This window comes from Tistrella mobilis KA081020-065 (assembly GCF_000264455.2).
Classification (GTDB): Bacteria; Pseudomonadota; Alphaproteobacteria; order Tistrellales; family Tistrellaceae; genus Tistrella; species Tistrella mobilis.
The window spans coordinates 641,846-654,822 of sequence record NC_017957.2; the positions used below are offsets into that span (position 1 = coordinate 641,846).

General features: G+C 69.7%; 11 protein-coding genes. 2 read left to right on the forward strand and 9 right to left on the reverse strand.

Translation table 11 applies throughout. The features are described 5' to 3' along the window. Positions 1-33: 33 nt before the first annotated feature. From TMO_RS20690 to TMO_RS20715, 7 genes are all read right to left on the reverse strand, one after another. Positions 34-2,598, reverse strand: a complete 2,565-nt coding sequence (locus TMO_RS20690; protein WP_187297849.1) for a TonB-dependent receptor — start codon at positions 2,596-2,598, stop codon at positions 34-36. Positions 2,599-2,814: 216 nt separating this feature from the next. Continuing rightward, on the reverse strand, positions 2,815-3,744 hold the full coding sequence (locus TMO_RS20695; protein ID WP_014747657.1) for a FecR family protein: 930 nt from the start codon (positions 3,742-3,744) through the stop codon (positions 2,815-2,817). Beyond that, the gene (locus TMO_RS20700) at positions 3,744-4,247 is read right to left on the reverse strand and encodes an RNA polymerase sigma factor (protein ID WP_014747658.1); all 504 of its coding nucleotides are present in this window, start codon (positions 4,245-4,247) and stop codon (positions 3,744-3,746) included. The genes TMO_RS20695 and TMO_RS20700 overlap by 1 nt, the downstream gene beginning before the upstream one ends. A gap of 173 nt (positions 4,248-4,420) precedes the next feature. Next, a complete protein-coding gene (locus tag TMO_RS31800; RefSeq protein WP_187297850.1) occupies positions 4,421-4,567 on the reverse strand; it encodes a hypothetical protein in 147 nt (48 codons plus the stop codon). Positions 4,568-4,643: 76 nt separating this feature from the next. Next, positions 4,644-4,949 carry a PqqD family protein gene (locus tag TMO_RS20705; protein ID WP_014747659.1) on the reverse strand — a complete coding sequence of 102 codons (306 nt, stop codon included), beginning with the start codon at positions 4,947-4,949 and terminating at the stop codon, positions 4,644-4,646. Beyond that, entirely contained in the window at positions 4,946-5,902 is a 957-nt protein-coding gene (locus TMO_RS20710; protein ID WP_014747660.1) for an HPr kinase, read from the reverse strand. Before TMO_RS20710 ends, TMO_RS20705 begins: the two co-directional genes overlap by 4 nt. Next, entirely contained in the window at positions 5,902-7,794 is a 1,893-nt protein-coding gene (locus TMO_RS20715; RefSeq protein ID WP_041606942.1) for an asparagine synthetase B family protein, read from the reverse strand. The genes TMO_RS20710 and TMO_RS20715 overlap by 1 nt, the downstream gene beginning before the upstream one ends. A 255-nt stretch (positions 7,795-8,049) precedes the next feature. Between TMO_RS20715 and TMO_RS20720 the strand changes: the two genes are divergently transcribed. Next, the gene (locus TMO_RS20720; RefSeq protein WP_014747662.1) at positions 8,050-10,431 is read left to right on the forward strand and encodes a penicillin acylase family protein; all 2,382 of its coding nucleotides are present in this window, start codon (positions 8,050-8,052) and stop codon (positions 10,429-10,431) included. 206 nt (positions 10,432-10,637) lie between these two features. Next, positions 10,638-11,459: an enoyl-CoA hydratase-related protein gene (locus tag TMO_RS20725; protein ID WP_014747663.1), complete on the forward strand. Its 822-nt coding sequence runs from the start codon at positions 10,638-10,640 to the stop codon at positions 11,457-11,459. Positions 11,460-11,482: 23 nt separating this feature from the next. Here the strand turns inward: TMO_RS20725 and TMO_RS29810 are convergent, their stop codons facing one another. Both TMO_RS29810 and TMO_RS20735 read right to left on the reverse strand, forming a co-directional pair. Next, complete coding sequence (locus tag TMO_RS29810; RefSeq protein ID WP_051045559.1) at positions 11,483-12,115, reverse strand: TetR/AcrR family transcriptional regulator; 633 nt, start codon at positions 12,113-12,115, stop codon at positions 11,483-11,485. Between the two features lie 191 nt (positions 12,116-12,306). Beyond that, positions 12,307-12,801: an AAA family ATPase gene (locus TMO_RS20735; protein ID WP_014747665.1), complete on the reverse strand. Its 495-nt coding sequence runs from the start codon at positions 12,799-12,801 to the stop codon at positions 12,307-12,309. Positions 12,802-12,977 lie beyond the last annotated feature (176 nt).

Below are 12,977 nucleotides of genomic sequence, written 5' to 3' on the forward strand. Positions count from 1 at the left end.
GGTTCCGGCATTATGCACCGGATCGCCCCCGGATCAGAAGCGGAGCGTCGCCGAGGCATAAAGCGTCCGGCCCGGCCCCGGCTGGTTCACCAGCCCCAGCGGGTCGATGTAATAGCGGTCGGTCAGGTTCATCACCGACAGGCTGGTGGTCAGGTTCTCGTTGATCTCGATATCCGCAAACAGATCCACCAGGGTATAGGGCTTCCAGTTCACCTGAGAGATGAACTGCGATGCGCCCTGGGCGGTGACGTCGCCATGGCCGATCGCCCGGGGTCCGATGTGCGAGACCCGGCCGCCCAGCGTCAGCATGTCGTCGAACAGCAGCTGCGAGAGCGTCAGGTCGGCCGAATATTCCGGCGGCACATGATTGGTGGCATAGTCGCCATAGAGCGATTTGTCGATGCAGCTGCCCGAGGTGCGGCAGAATTCGACGTTGAGATAATAGTTGGCGGCAAACTCGGCGGTGAAGCCGCCCTGGCGATAGCGGCCCGAGATTTCGAGACCCTCGAACTTCGCGCGGTCCAGATTGTAGATGTGCATGCTCCAGTAATTTTGCTCCGTGTTGTGATACCATTCGCGGGCGATGTAATCGGTCACATCCCAATTGAAGTAGCTGAGCTTGACCATGGCATCGTCGGCAGGGTCGATCACGCCGCGCAGGCGCTGGTTGACGCCCAGCTCCCAATTCCGCGACCGTTCCGGCGTGACGTCGGGGTTGACGCCCATGGTGAAGGCCGATGCGGTCTCGATCAGGCTGGGCGCCCGCATCACGTTGGAATAATTGACATAGAGCTGGGTGCCGTCGAAGGGCTCCACCGTCACGCCCAGCGACGGGCTGAAGCCGCCATCGCTGAAGCGCGTGTCGTAGTCATAGCCGCGTTCAAGATAGGGATCGTTGCGATCCTGGGTCCGGAAGTGCATGTAGCGCAGGCCGCCATTCACCGTCAGCCAGTCGGTCGCCTCCCACGCGGCCTTGACGAACCCGGCCGCCTCCTCGCGCTTCGCGTCGCGATAGTCCAGCCAGGTTTCGGCCTCGCGGGTGCCGTCGCTCGGCCGCGTGTCCTCGCCGCGATAGGACAGGCCATAGGTGAAGGTCGTATCGCCGAAGCCGGTCGCCACCCGGCTGATATTGGTGATCTCCGCCCCCCACATATCGGTGTCGGAACCGGCGCGGAAATCGCCCGGCTTCGGCAGCTGCCAGCCGGTGCGGAGCGGGTTGCGCAGTTCCAGATGCGACCAGTAGAGATTGGCCTTCAGGTCGATCAGCGGTTCGCCCTCGGGCTTCCAGCGATAGTTGAAGGTGCCGGTATCCAGCCAGGTGCCGGCGGTCTGGCCCAGCTGGACCGCCTGCGAGTTCTCGCCGGTCAGCCGCGAGGCGATGCGGTCGCCGGCCTCGCTGCGGAATTTGGTATAGCCCAGCTGCACCGCATGGCCGTCGCCGAAGCGCAGCCCGGCCTTGCCCAGCCACGAGCTGGTTTCAAGCTCGGTGTTCAGCACCTCTTCGCCCGCGCGGTAATTGGCGATGCCGTCATTCTGGTAGCGGGCATCGACTTGGGCGCAGCTGCCCCAGCTGGTGCAGTATTCGCCCGGCCCCAGATTGGTGACGGTGGCCGCCGGGCCATGGCTGCCGGCATGGTAATTGCCTTGTTTGCGATAGGCATAGGCGGCGAGCAGATCGATATCGGCATCGCGATAGGCGGCGACCGCGCTGCCCGACCCGCTGGTCGGCTCCGCCCAGCCGGGCCGGTCGAGGCCGGTGGGGCTGGCGGTCGGTGCCGCCGGCGAATTCGACGGCCAGGCATAGCCCGATGTATCACCCGCCTTGGGCGACGAGGTGTTGGTGCCGAATCCGCCCTTCAGCCGGACGCCGAAATCCTCACCCTCCTGCACGATGTCCCGGGCCGAGAGCGTGCGCATCGCCACCGTGCCCGCCGTGCCGAAGGACGACACGTCGGAGCCCTTGGTGATGTCCACCTCGGCCAGCAGGTCGGGATCGACGAAGGTGCGGTTCGACGCGCCCTGATAGCCCTGATAGACGGTCACCAGATTCTCGGCCCCGTCGATCGTGGTCGCCACCCGGCCCATGCCCTGCATGCCCCGGATGTTGACGTCGACCGATCCGGCGCCGTTGCGCGCCTCGCCCGACATCACGCCGGGCACGCCGCGGAAGATGTCGGCGGGGCTGCTGCCGCGGAAGCGCTGGATGGTTTCGCCCGAAATATGCGCCACCGGCGCCGCCGTCTCATAGGGTTTGTCGGTTGCAGGTATGGCGCTTGTCACCACCAGCGGCTGCAACTGTCGGGCATCTCCGGTCTCCGGTGCCGGCTGGATGATCACCGCCTCGCCGCTGAACCGCCAGGTGAGCCCCGTGCCCGCCAGCAGCCGGGCCAGCGCCATATCGTCGGTATAGCGGCCGGCGAGCCCGGCGGTGGACCGGCCGCGCAGCAGTTCGCCATCGGCCACCACCTGCCGGCCGGTCACCTCGGAAAACCGCACCAGCGCCCCGGCCAGCGGCTGGGCCGCGATCTCATAGGCCCGCACCGCGGCCACCTCGGCCGCCACCGGTGCCGGCGCCACCGGCAGCATCGCCCCGGTCATGAGAAACACCAGCGTCGCGGCGCCCCATCCCGCCCCGTGAGCCCGTCCTGTGCCGTGCCCTCGTCTCGTCATGTGATCCGGCATTCCCGGCCGTCCTTCCCTGTCGGTCATGTCCCACGATCGGCCGCCTGCGCGCGGCCCTCATGATCCAGACACCCCAGGGGCGAGGGGTTATGATCCGGCCTGTGCTTTTTTTTGCGGGACAGCGGCTTTTTTTCAGCCCGCCCGTGTGACCAGGGCGAGGCCCGCCAGGCGGCGGATCCTGAGATCCAGCGTCTCGGCCAGGATGTCGAGCGCCTGATCGGGCCGGGTCAGGTCGAAGACGGCGGTCACCTTCAGACCTGCGACCCGGTCGCCGCCGAGCAGGATCCGGCCCGGGCGGTAGCGGTCCAGGTCCTCGACCACCGCCGCCAGCGTCTCGTCCTCGAAAACGATCCGGTCGCGGCGCCAGGCCAGCACCTCCTGCGCGCGGCAGGGGCGGGGCGCTCCGGCGGCACGATCGTCGAAGGCCGATCGGTGGCCCGCCGCCAGATCGACCGGCGCCCCGGCGGCGGGATGCAGGCGAAGCCCGCCCTCCAGCGCCGCCGCGATGGTCACGCCGCCGCGGCGCTTCACGTCGAACGCGGCGCCCGCGGTGGCGGTCATCAGCCCCTGGCCGGTGCGCAGCACGAAGGGGCGCGGATCGGCCGCCGGGCGAAACCAGGCCTCGCCCGCCTCCAGCGTGACCAGCCGCCGGCTGCCGTCGAGCCGGGTGGACAGGGCCGAGCGCCCGCCCAGCTCCACCCGGCTGCCATCGGCAAGCACCAGCTGGCGGCGTTCGCCGGTGCCGGTCGTCTCGTCGGCCAGCAGCCGGCCGGGGGCCACCAGCTGCGATGCGGCCGCACCCGCCATCAGCGCCACGCCACCGGTCAGCACCGCCCGCCGGCCGACCCGCCGCCGTGTCTGCATCCGCTGCCAGGCGGGTTTCACCGCACCGAACCGGTCCCACAGCTCTTCCGCCCGGGCATAGGCGGCAACGCGCCCCTCGCCGCCGGCCAGCCAGCGGGCGAAGGCGGCACGATCCTCTGCCGCCACCGGTTCCTCGTTCAGCAGCAGGAACCAGCGCATCGCCGCGGCGCGGTCATCCTCGTCGATCATGGCCGCCATCAGCCGAGCGCCCGATCCAGATCGGCCATGGCCGAGGCGATCTGCGAGATCACCGTGTTGCGCGAGATGCCCATGCGCCCGGCGATCTGGGCGTAGCTCAACCCCGCCAGCCGGCTGAGCACGAAGACCTGCCGCCGCCGCCGGGGCAGGGCCTCGATCGCCTTCAGCAGCCGCCGCAGCTCCGCCCGGTGGATCACGGTGTCTTCCGGGCTCGCGACCGGCGCCGGAATCGCGGCCATCGCCGCATCGTCCAGCGCCACCTCGCCATGGCGTTTCGCATTGCGCAGATGGTTGAGGGTCAGATTGCGCACCGCCGCGGTGATATAGGCCTGGCTCACCGGCGGCGGCTCGGCATGGCTGCTGCGGCCCAGCAGGTTGACGAAGGCCTGCTGCACGAGATCCTCGGCCGTGACCGGATCGCCCAGAATCCGCCGCGCGATCGCCCGCAGACGATCGCGTTCATGGCCATACAGCCTGGATATGGAGAGTGCGCGCGTCGCCACCCCTCCCCGCCTCCCTGATCGGTGATCTGCGGTGGATGATGCTGGCGGCTGGCTGACGGCAGTCTAACGGGCGGCGCAGATTATGACAATGCGTCTCATTCTCATATTGTCACGAAGAAGAGGGCGCCCGGTTGTCCGAGGCGCCCTTTTCCGGCAGCGGGTACCGGCCGGGATCAGGGCGGCGGCAGGGACACGGTCGCCCCGTCAAGGAACGGGCCGGCTGCCCCTTGCGCCTCATTGAGATTGAGCCGGATGACCTCAGGCTCGATCCAGCTTTCCCGGCCATCCGGCCGGTCGCCGGCGATGTCGTGATCGATCATATGATCCGTCCTTTCCTCTGACAGAGTTCGTCGCGTGTATCGTCAATATCTGCGCGATGCAGATCTCTGACGGCCATCATGTCACGACCAGCCCGGCCGCGACCAGATCGCCCAGCACCTTCTCCACGGCCGCAAGGCTGGTCGCCTCGTCGACCGCGAAGCGGGCACGAAGTCTTGCCGCCAGATCGCGGCCGCTCTTCGGGGTTTCGAGCCCGTCCCAGACGGCCGCCGCACTGCGGTTGAGGCCCAGAATATCGCCGGTCTCGGGGTTCATCAGCACGACATCGCCATTGAGCGGCGTTGCCATCACGCCGGGGGCGCGGGTGTACACGCGGTCGGGATCGATGGTGGCCGGACTGGTCAAAGGGGTCTGGCTGGTCATGAGGTCGGAACATCCTCGGAAACGGCAGGGACGGCGGCGGCGAGATGCTGGCGGATAGTCGCCACCACCGCCGGCAGGGCGTCGAAGCGACGGGGATAGTGCAGGCGATGGACCGGCACGCGCTGCACCAGCCGCAGAACCGCGGCCTGGATCGCCGGTTCCCGGCCGAGCGGCCCCATCACCCAGCCGCCATAGAGATTGCCAAGCACCAGCTTCAGCGCGGCAAGGCCGGACAGCCGCTCGATCCGGATGCCGGGCGTCTCTGCGGTCGCCGCCAGCCCGAAGATGCCGCGGAGCGGCAGCAGGCGGTCGGCCGCCGCGGTCGGCACCAGATCGTCGAACCGGAACTTGTCGACACCGGCGGCGACGGGGCGCTCCCCCCGCCCCGCCCAGGCCAGCCCTGCTACCGAGCTGTCCCAGAGCCTGAGTTCGCGTTGCAGGGATCGCACGCGGGTCTCCCCCGCCACCTCCTGCAGATGGCAGACGTCATCGGCCACCAGTTCCGTGCCGGCATCGGTGAAGGCGGCGGCCAGCGTCGACTTGCCGGCGCCGGAATCGCCACAGAAGGCAGCCACCCCGTCGCCCAGCACCAGCCCGCTGGCATGCAGCGGCAACAGGCCGTTGCAGAAGGAGAGATGCGTATACACCGCCACCCGCATCATGTGATCGACATGCTCCGGCGCGTCGGGGGCAAGCACGACCTCGCGGCCCGCCACGATCATCAACCGGCCGAGCCCGGGCAGGATCTGGATGTAATGCGTGGCATCGATCCGGGAATGCGGGCCCGTGAACAGCGGCGCCGGCAGATCTTCGGGCACGGGCCCGAGGCGGATGGTCGCCACCGGATCGCCCGCCTCGGGTCCGGCCGGCTCCAGCCCGCCGAGCGGCACGGCGCTCGCCAGCACCAGGCCCAGCATCCGGTAGCGATAGGGCAGATCATTCCCCGCCATCATCAATCACCCGCCTTTGCCGCATCCTCGCGGCCGGTCTGGTTGCTGCCCGAAAACCGTCGGGCGAAGCGGCCGACATTCAACGCCTGGGTCAGGGTCACCTGCAGGGCGATCATCATCTCGCGGCTCTCGTCCGGACCGTCGATCTCTGCGGCCAGCACCTTCAGCCGCTCGATATCGAACAGGCCGGCGGTGTCGGGGCAGGCGGCGAGCGCATCGATCTCGCGCAGGATCTCGTCCCGCGCCGCCGACATCTGACGGCGCCAGGTCACTGCCTGGGCGCCCTGCCGCCGGTTCTCCACCACCGCCGGCGGCAACAGGCCGGCCATGGCCCTGCGGATCAGCCCGCGCGGCGTGCCGCCGGCCAGAAAGGCTTCGGGCGGCAAGCCCCAGCAGTATTCCGCCACCCGCCGGTCGGCGGTGGGATCGCGCAGCGACAGCCCGCAGCTCGCCTCGTAATAAAACGTGAGAAAGGCGAGGTCGTTATTGGCGAAGGCCGCGACCCGCCGTCCGCCATCGGCCAGCCGATCGGCACCGGGCCAGCGCCACACGGCCGCTTTCGCCAGACCATCGAGCCCGCCATCCGGCAGGGCCTCGGGCCGCAATGCCGCCGAAGCGTTTTCCAGCACCCGCCGGCCGATCCGGCGCCGCAAACCGGCCGGCACCGGCAGCCGGCGGCGGACCGCCATCGCCGTCTCCGCGACCAGCAGCCGGCGCTCGATCCGATTCAGATCGCGCAGCCGCCAGCCATGGCGGGCGAGCGCCAGGAACCGGCCGCGCAGGACCATGTCCGCCAGCCCCTCGAACCCCTCGGCACTGATGGTGAGATTGCCGTACCCGGCGTGAAGCAGCACGCCGGCCCCCCGACGGCCGGCCGCCCGGGCGATGTCGTCGAACCAGGGCATGTTCATGGCGTTGACCGGCGGCAGATCGGCCCCGGCGGCGATCCGGTCGAACAGCTCCAGCTCCAGCGCCGGGGTTTCGCGGATCACATGATGGCGGATATTTGGGAAGCGGGCCGCGGTTTCGGCGGCAACACCGCTTTCGTCATGGCGCAGCAGCGGATGGACCGGGGGCGTGCCCTCGGGCGGGGCGGCGGTATAGGCGTCCAGCACGTCATTGCGGGCGGCCAGCACGCCCGCCGCCAGGGCGGTGACGGCGCTACTGTCCAGCCCGCCGCTCAACTGGCTGGCGACGCCCCGGGCGCTGCGGGTCTGTGCGGCCACCGCCGTCTCCAGCACCGCACGCAGCCCCTCGGCATAATCATCCGTGCGGGCGAAGCGCAGCGGGGCCACGTGATCCGGCCGCCAGTGATGATCCACCACCACCCGGCCGGCCTGCATTTCAAGGAAGCAGCCGGGCGGCAGGGCCTGAATGTCCTGATAGATCGTCCGGTCGGCCGCCACCCGCCAGCGGATCGAATGGCGGGCAAGGGCAACGGGATCCAGCGCCCGCGGCACCGCCGGATCGGCGAACAGGCCCCGGGGCACGGTGGCGAAGCGCAGAAAATCGCGCGCCAGATGATAGACCAGCGGCCGCATGCCCAGGGCATCGCGCGCCAGCAGCAGCCGGTCCTCGCCCTCGTCGAACAGGGCCAGTGCGAAGGCCCCGCAGAACCAGCCGAGCGCATCGCGCCCCGCCGCCTCGAAACATCTGAGCGCGATCCGCCCGTCGGGCATGGACGCCGCCTCGGGCCCCGTCCGCCCCAGCCGGGCCAGCAGCTCCGCCCGATTGTCCAGCCGCCCGTCGAACACCATCACCAGCCGGCCGCCGCCGCCGCGCATCGGCTGACGATCGACGCGATCCTCGGGCAGATCGACGAACTGCCGCCAGGCCAGCGCCGCACGGTCCCCGCGCACCACCCCGTCGGTGCCGCCCCCATCGGTGCCGCCCATGGGCAGCATCGCGCGAAGGCCCCGCGGCTGCCAGTCCGGGTCAACAGGACGTCCGTCACGGCTTGCGATACCCAGGATGCAGGACAAGCGTGCGGGCTCCGCGTTGCGGGGGAAGGAGGCCGGAAGATACACCACGGCAGGTCGCCCTTCCATCCCGGTTGACGCCACCCCCCGCTTCATGCGCCCCTTTCCCGTCACCCGCCTTTCCCGTCACCCGCCTTCCCGCCACATTCGACTGCGAGGATCCTTCGCCCCATGGCCGCCGATCGCATGCCCGACGATATCATCCTGGCCGGTCTCGACGGCCCTGCCGAGATCCGGATCGATGGCCACGGGCTGGCCCATCTGCGGGCGGGGTCGGAGGCGGATCTGTTTATGCTGCAGGGGTTCAACGCCGCCCGCGACCGGCTGTGGCAGATCGATCTCTGGCGCAAGCGCGGGCTGGGGCTGCTCTCGGCCGATTTCGGGCCGGGCTATCTGGCGCAGGACCGCGCCGCGCGGCTGTTTCTCTATCGCGGCGACATGGCCGCGGAATGGGCCGCCTATGGGGTGCCGGGGCTGGAGGGGATCGTTGCCGCCTTCACCCGCGGCATCAATGCCTGGATCGCGCTGACCGAGGCCGATCCCGGGCTGCTGGCGCCCGAATTCCACGCGCTGGGTACCCGGCCGGCGCGCTGGGCGCCCGAGGATGTGGTCCGCATCCGCAGCCATGCCCTGGTGCGTAACCTGACATCGGAAGTGATGCGTGCACGCCTTCTGGGGCGTGCCCGGGCGCTCGCCCGCGAACAGGGCCGGGCGGCCGACGACGCCGCGGCGCTGGCGCTGGATCTCGTCCGCCGCTCGATCGCGCCGGCGCATGAAATCCGGGTGCCGGACGGGCTCGACCCCGAGGATATCGGCGCCCGGGTGCTGGATGATTTCCTGCTCGCCACCGCCCCGGTCAGCTTCGAGCCCGCCCGGCTTGCCGCGAACCTCGACGAGGCGCCACGCTGGTCCCGGGTCGATGCCGAGGGGCGGGTGATGGCGGTGATGGCGGCGGCCGAAGGCTCCAACAACTGGGTGGTGGCGCCCGGGCGCACGGCCACCGGCCGGCCCCTGCTCGCCAGCGATCCGCATCGCCATTACGCCCTGCCGTCGTTGCGCTATGCGGTCCATCTCACGGCACCCGGGCTCGACGTGATCGGCGCGGGCGAGCCCGCCATTCCCGGCATTTCGCTCGGCCATAACGGCCATGCCGCCTTCGCGCTCACCATCTTCCCCGCCGATCAGGAAGATCTGTTCGTCTGCGAAACCGCGGCGGAGGACCCGCTGCTCTACCGCCATGGCGACGGTTATGTGCCGATGACGGTGGTGGAAGAGACCATCCCGGTGAAGGGCTGCCCGGATCAGACGGTCACGCTGCACTTCACCGTCCACGGGCCGGTGATTTTCCGCGATACGGACCGCCGCCGCGCCTTCGCGGTGCGCACCGTCTGGTCGGAGCCCGGGGCGGCTCCCTATCTGGCGGGGCTCGGCTGTATGCGGGCACGCACCCCCGAAGCCTATGCCGCCGCCCTCGGCCACTGGTCGGTGCCCTCCACCAACCATGTCTATGCCGATATGGACGGGCGGATCGCCTGGATCGTGGGCGCGAAACTGCCGCTGCGCCCGGCCTCGGACGGGCTGCTGCCGGTGCCCGGCGACGGCCGCTATGACTGGTCGGGTTTCCAGGACCCCGCCGGCCTGCCGCGCGAGATCGACCCGCCGCGCGGCTTCATCGCCACCGCCAACGAAATGAACCTGCCCGAGGGGCCGCTCCGCGCGCGCGGTTTCGGCTTCGAATGGCTGGAGCCCTTCCGTGCCGACCGGATCAAGGCGGTCCTGGCCGACGGCCCGCCGCACGACCCGGCCGCGGCCGAAGCCCTGCAGGGCGATGTGTTCTCGATCCCGGCCGCGCGGGTCTGCGGCCATCTGCCGGCGCCCGAAACCACACCCGCCGGCGACCTCCAGGACGGCCTGGCCCTGCTCGCCGGCTGGGATCATCATCTGCGGCTGAAAACGCCGGCGGCGGCGCTGTTCGAGATCTGGTGGACCCATCATCTGCGCCCGGCGCTGCTCGACCGCATGACCGATGATCCGGCGCTGCGCCGGATGCTGGAGCCGGGCGATGTCGAAACCCTGCTCGACCGGCTCGACACCGACCCCGCGGCCCGTGCCTGCCTGCTGCCGACGCTCGGCCAGGCGGTCGCCGATTGCCGCCGTCGCTTCGGCGCCGACCCGGCCGGCTGGGATTGGGGGCGGTTCCACCACGCGCTCTTCGTCCATCCGCTGGCCGAGGCGGGTATCGGGGGCTTCCCGCAGCTTGGCCCGCTGCCGGTGGGCGGGTCGGGCATGACGGTGATGAACACCACCTATCGCCCCACGGACGGGCGGCTGGTGATCGGCGCCTCGTTCCGCATGGTGATCGATGTCGGCAACTGGGATGCCGCACGCTTCGTCAACGGCCCCGGCCAGTCAGGGGACCCCACCAGCCCCCATCTGGCCGACCATGCCGAAGACTGGGCCCGCGCCGCCACCCTGCCCATGCCCTATAGCCGGGCCGCGGTCGATGCCGCCACCGTCACCACCATCCGCCTGCGCCCGCAGGCGCGGGCTTGACCGGCGCAGTCACTGCCGTAGACTTCAGAAATCGATGCGAGCCCTCTCGCCAAGACAAAAAGCCGGCGCCGCCAGATCAAACCCCGTTCCAAACGCTGTATCCGCCTCCCGATCTATTTGGCTCACCTGATCGAACGAGAGGGTGAACACTGTTTGATCTGGAGGCCGACGGCCACGGAACCCGCCACAAGAAGGTTTCCCCCCAGATGACTGCCCAGACCACCCCGGCCTACACCGACATCCTCTACGAGGTCGACGGCCCGCTTGCCGTCATCACCCTCAACCGCCCGGATCGTCTCAATGCCTGGACCCAGGTGATGGAAGACGAGATGCACGCCGCCATGCTCCAGGCCGAGGCCGACGAGGCGGTGCGCGCGATCATCGTGACCGGTGCCGGGCGCGGCTTCTGCGCCGGTGCCGATATGGGTCTGCTTTCGGGCGCCGCCGAAAGCCAGGGCACGCGTGAGCCGCGCGCGGCCGAAGCGGTGTCGGACGACAATTTCGACCAGAAATTCAGCTATATGCTGAAGCTGAAGACCCCGGTGATCGCGGCGATCAACGGCCCGGTCGCCGGCATCGGGTTGTGCATGGTGCTGTTCACCGATCTGCGCTTCATGGCCGAGGGGGCGAAGCTCACCACCGCCTTCGCCCGCCGCGGGCTGATCGCCGAACACGGCAGTTCCTGGATGCTGCCGCGGCTGATCGGCAACATGAACGCGCTGGAACTGCTGTTCTCGGGCCGGCTGGTCGGCACCGCCGAAGCCGAGCGCCTGGGCCTGGTGCGCAGCCTGCCGGCCGAGGGCTTCCTCGATGCCGTCAAGACATACGCCCGCGAACTGGTCACCACCTCGTCGCCGCGCTCGATCGGCGTGATGAAGGGCCAGGTCTACCGGGCGATGTTCCAGAACCTGTCGACCGCCTGGGACGAGGCCAACCGGCTGATGGTGGAGAGCTTCGAAAGCGAGGATTTCCGCGAGGGCGTGAGCCATTTCGTGGAAAAGCGCGCCCCGGCCTTCACCGGCCGCTGAACCGCACGCAGGCGAGGCGCACGTCAGACCAGGCCGGAAAAGCGGAGCCGTTCCAGCACCGCCCCGGCCTCGGCCTCGGCGCCGACCATGGCGAGCGCATTGCGCACCATGCCTTCGGCGATGCGCGCCCGGGTCAGCCGGCCGTCGGGGCGGTACCAGTTGTGCACCCAGATGATCATGCCGGCGAGGGCAAGCGCGGTGACCCGCGGATCGGCGACCGTCAGCCGCCCCGCCGCTCGGCCGGCCTCCAGCATCTCGACCAGCAGCGCATCGAAGGCGCGCTGGGTGGCGATGATCCGCTCCTGCCCCGCTTCGGGCAGATGGGCGAATTCGCGGGCATGGATGGCGATCTGCTGGTGGTTGTCGATCACCACCCCGGTGAAACCATGGGCCACCGCACCGATCTGCGCCACCGGGTCGAGCCCGGCACCCGCCACCCGCCGCACCACATCCAGCGAGGCATCGACCGAGGCTGCGCAGATCGTCGACAGGATCTCGGCCTTGCCCGAGAAATGGTCGTAGATCGAGGCCTTGGACATCTGCAGCCGCACCGCCAGATCGTCCAGCCTGGTGCGGGCATAGCCCTGGGTGAAGAACAGCTCCGCCGCCGCCTTCAGGATCAGCGCCCGCTTGAATTCCCGGACGTCGTCGCGCATCCGCCCCTCTCTTAAACTCCGCCCCCCGCCCGCCCGGCGGGTCAGGCGGCGGATGGTACCCGCAAGCGGTCCGGCTGTCGCCTGTGCTGACCCGCCGGGCGGCATTTGGCGCGGGCGCGTCAGAGCGACGCCACCACCCGGGGCGGACCGGCGCATCAGGGCATCGCTCAGGCGCCGGCGCAGGGCCGGGGTCATTGCGGCAGCCGATGCACCACCACCCGGAAACCCTCCTCGGGTGCCGGGGGGACGAAATGCGCGGTGATCTGGTCGAACTGGGCATCGGTGGCGGCGAAATCATGGCCGCCTGCGGCATTGCGCTGCCGCAGCCGGGCCCGGCAGACCTCGTCGGGCAGGTCGATCAGATGCAGGCGATGGTCGGCACCGGCGGCCTCGAAGATCCCGCGCATCCAGGCGCGGTTGGCAAGGGTGTTGGCGGGGAAATCCAGCACCACCGACAGGCCGGCGCGGAGCAGCCCGGCGACATGCGGCCCCATGGCGGCGCGCAGCCGGGCCGAATACCGCACATAATCGGCGACGCTGGTCATTTCAGGGCCATAGAGCCGGGCGAGCCAGGCGTCTTCGGCGATCAGCACCGTGGCGGGGGCGGCGGCAAGGCGGGCGGCAAGGGTGGACTTGCCGGCCGCGATCTTGCCCGAGAGCAGATGAAGGACGGGTGTGGAGGACATGGATCAGAAAACTTCCGGACAACGCCCCGGCCTCGCGAGACATATCCCGCAGAGCATACCGACGGCGGATGGCTGACAGAATGGCGCGCGCGATTGTCCCGGCCTGAAAGGTCAGGCCGGGCAGCTAATTCGACGGGTGCCACACATCATCCACATGTCGTCAGCTGGCCTTGTCG

Bases quoted from the DNA above. Each gene is read 5' to 3' on its own strand.
- TMO_RS20690 (WP_187297849.1), bottom strand. From the start codon at position 2,598: ATGACCGGGGCGATGCTGCCGGTGGCGCCGGCACCGGTGGCGGCCGAG.
- TMO_RS20695 (WP_014747657.1), bottom strand. From the start codon at position 3,744: ATGGCGGCCATGATCGACGAGGATGACCGCGCCGCGGCGATGCGCTGG.
- TMO_RS31800 (WP_187297850.1), bottom strand. From the start codon at position 4,567: ATGATCGATCACGACATCGCCGGCGACCGGCCGGATGGCCGGGAAAGC.
- TMO_RS20705 (WP_014747659.1), bottom strand. From the start codon at position 4,949: ATGACCAGCCAGACCCCTTTGACCAGTCCGGCCACCATCGATCCCGAC.
- TMO_RS20710 (WP_014747660.1), bottom strand. From the start codon at position 5,902: ATGATGGCGGGGAATGATCTGCCCTATCGCTACCGGATGCTGGGCCTG.
- TMO_RS20715 (WP_041606942.1), bottom strand. From the start codon at position 7,794: ATGGGCGGCACCGATGGGGGCGGCACCGACGGGGTGGTGCGCGGGGAC.
- TMO_RS20720 (WP_014747662.1), top strand. From the start codon at position 8,050: ATGGCCGCCGATCGCATGCCCGACGATATCATCCTGGCCGGTCTCGAC.
- TMO_RS20725 (WP_014747663.1), top strand. From the start codon at position 10,638: ATGACTGCCCAGACCACCCCGGCCTACACCGACATCCTCTACGAGGTC.
- TMO_RS29810 (WP_051045559.1), bottom strand. From the start codon at position 12,115: ATGCGCGACGACGTCCGGGAATTCAAGCGGGCGCTGATCCTGAAGGCG.
- TMO_RS20735 (WP_014747665.1), bottom strand. From the start codon at position 12,801: ATGTCCTCCACACCCGTCCTTCATCTGCTCTCGGGCAAGATCGCGGCC.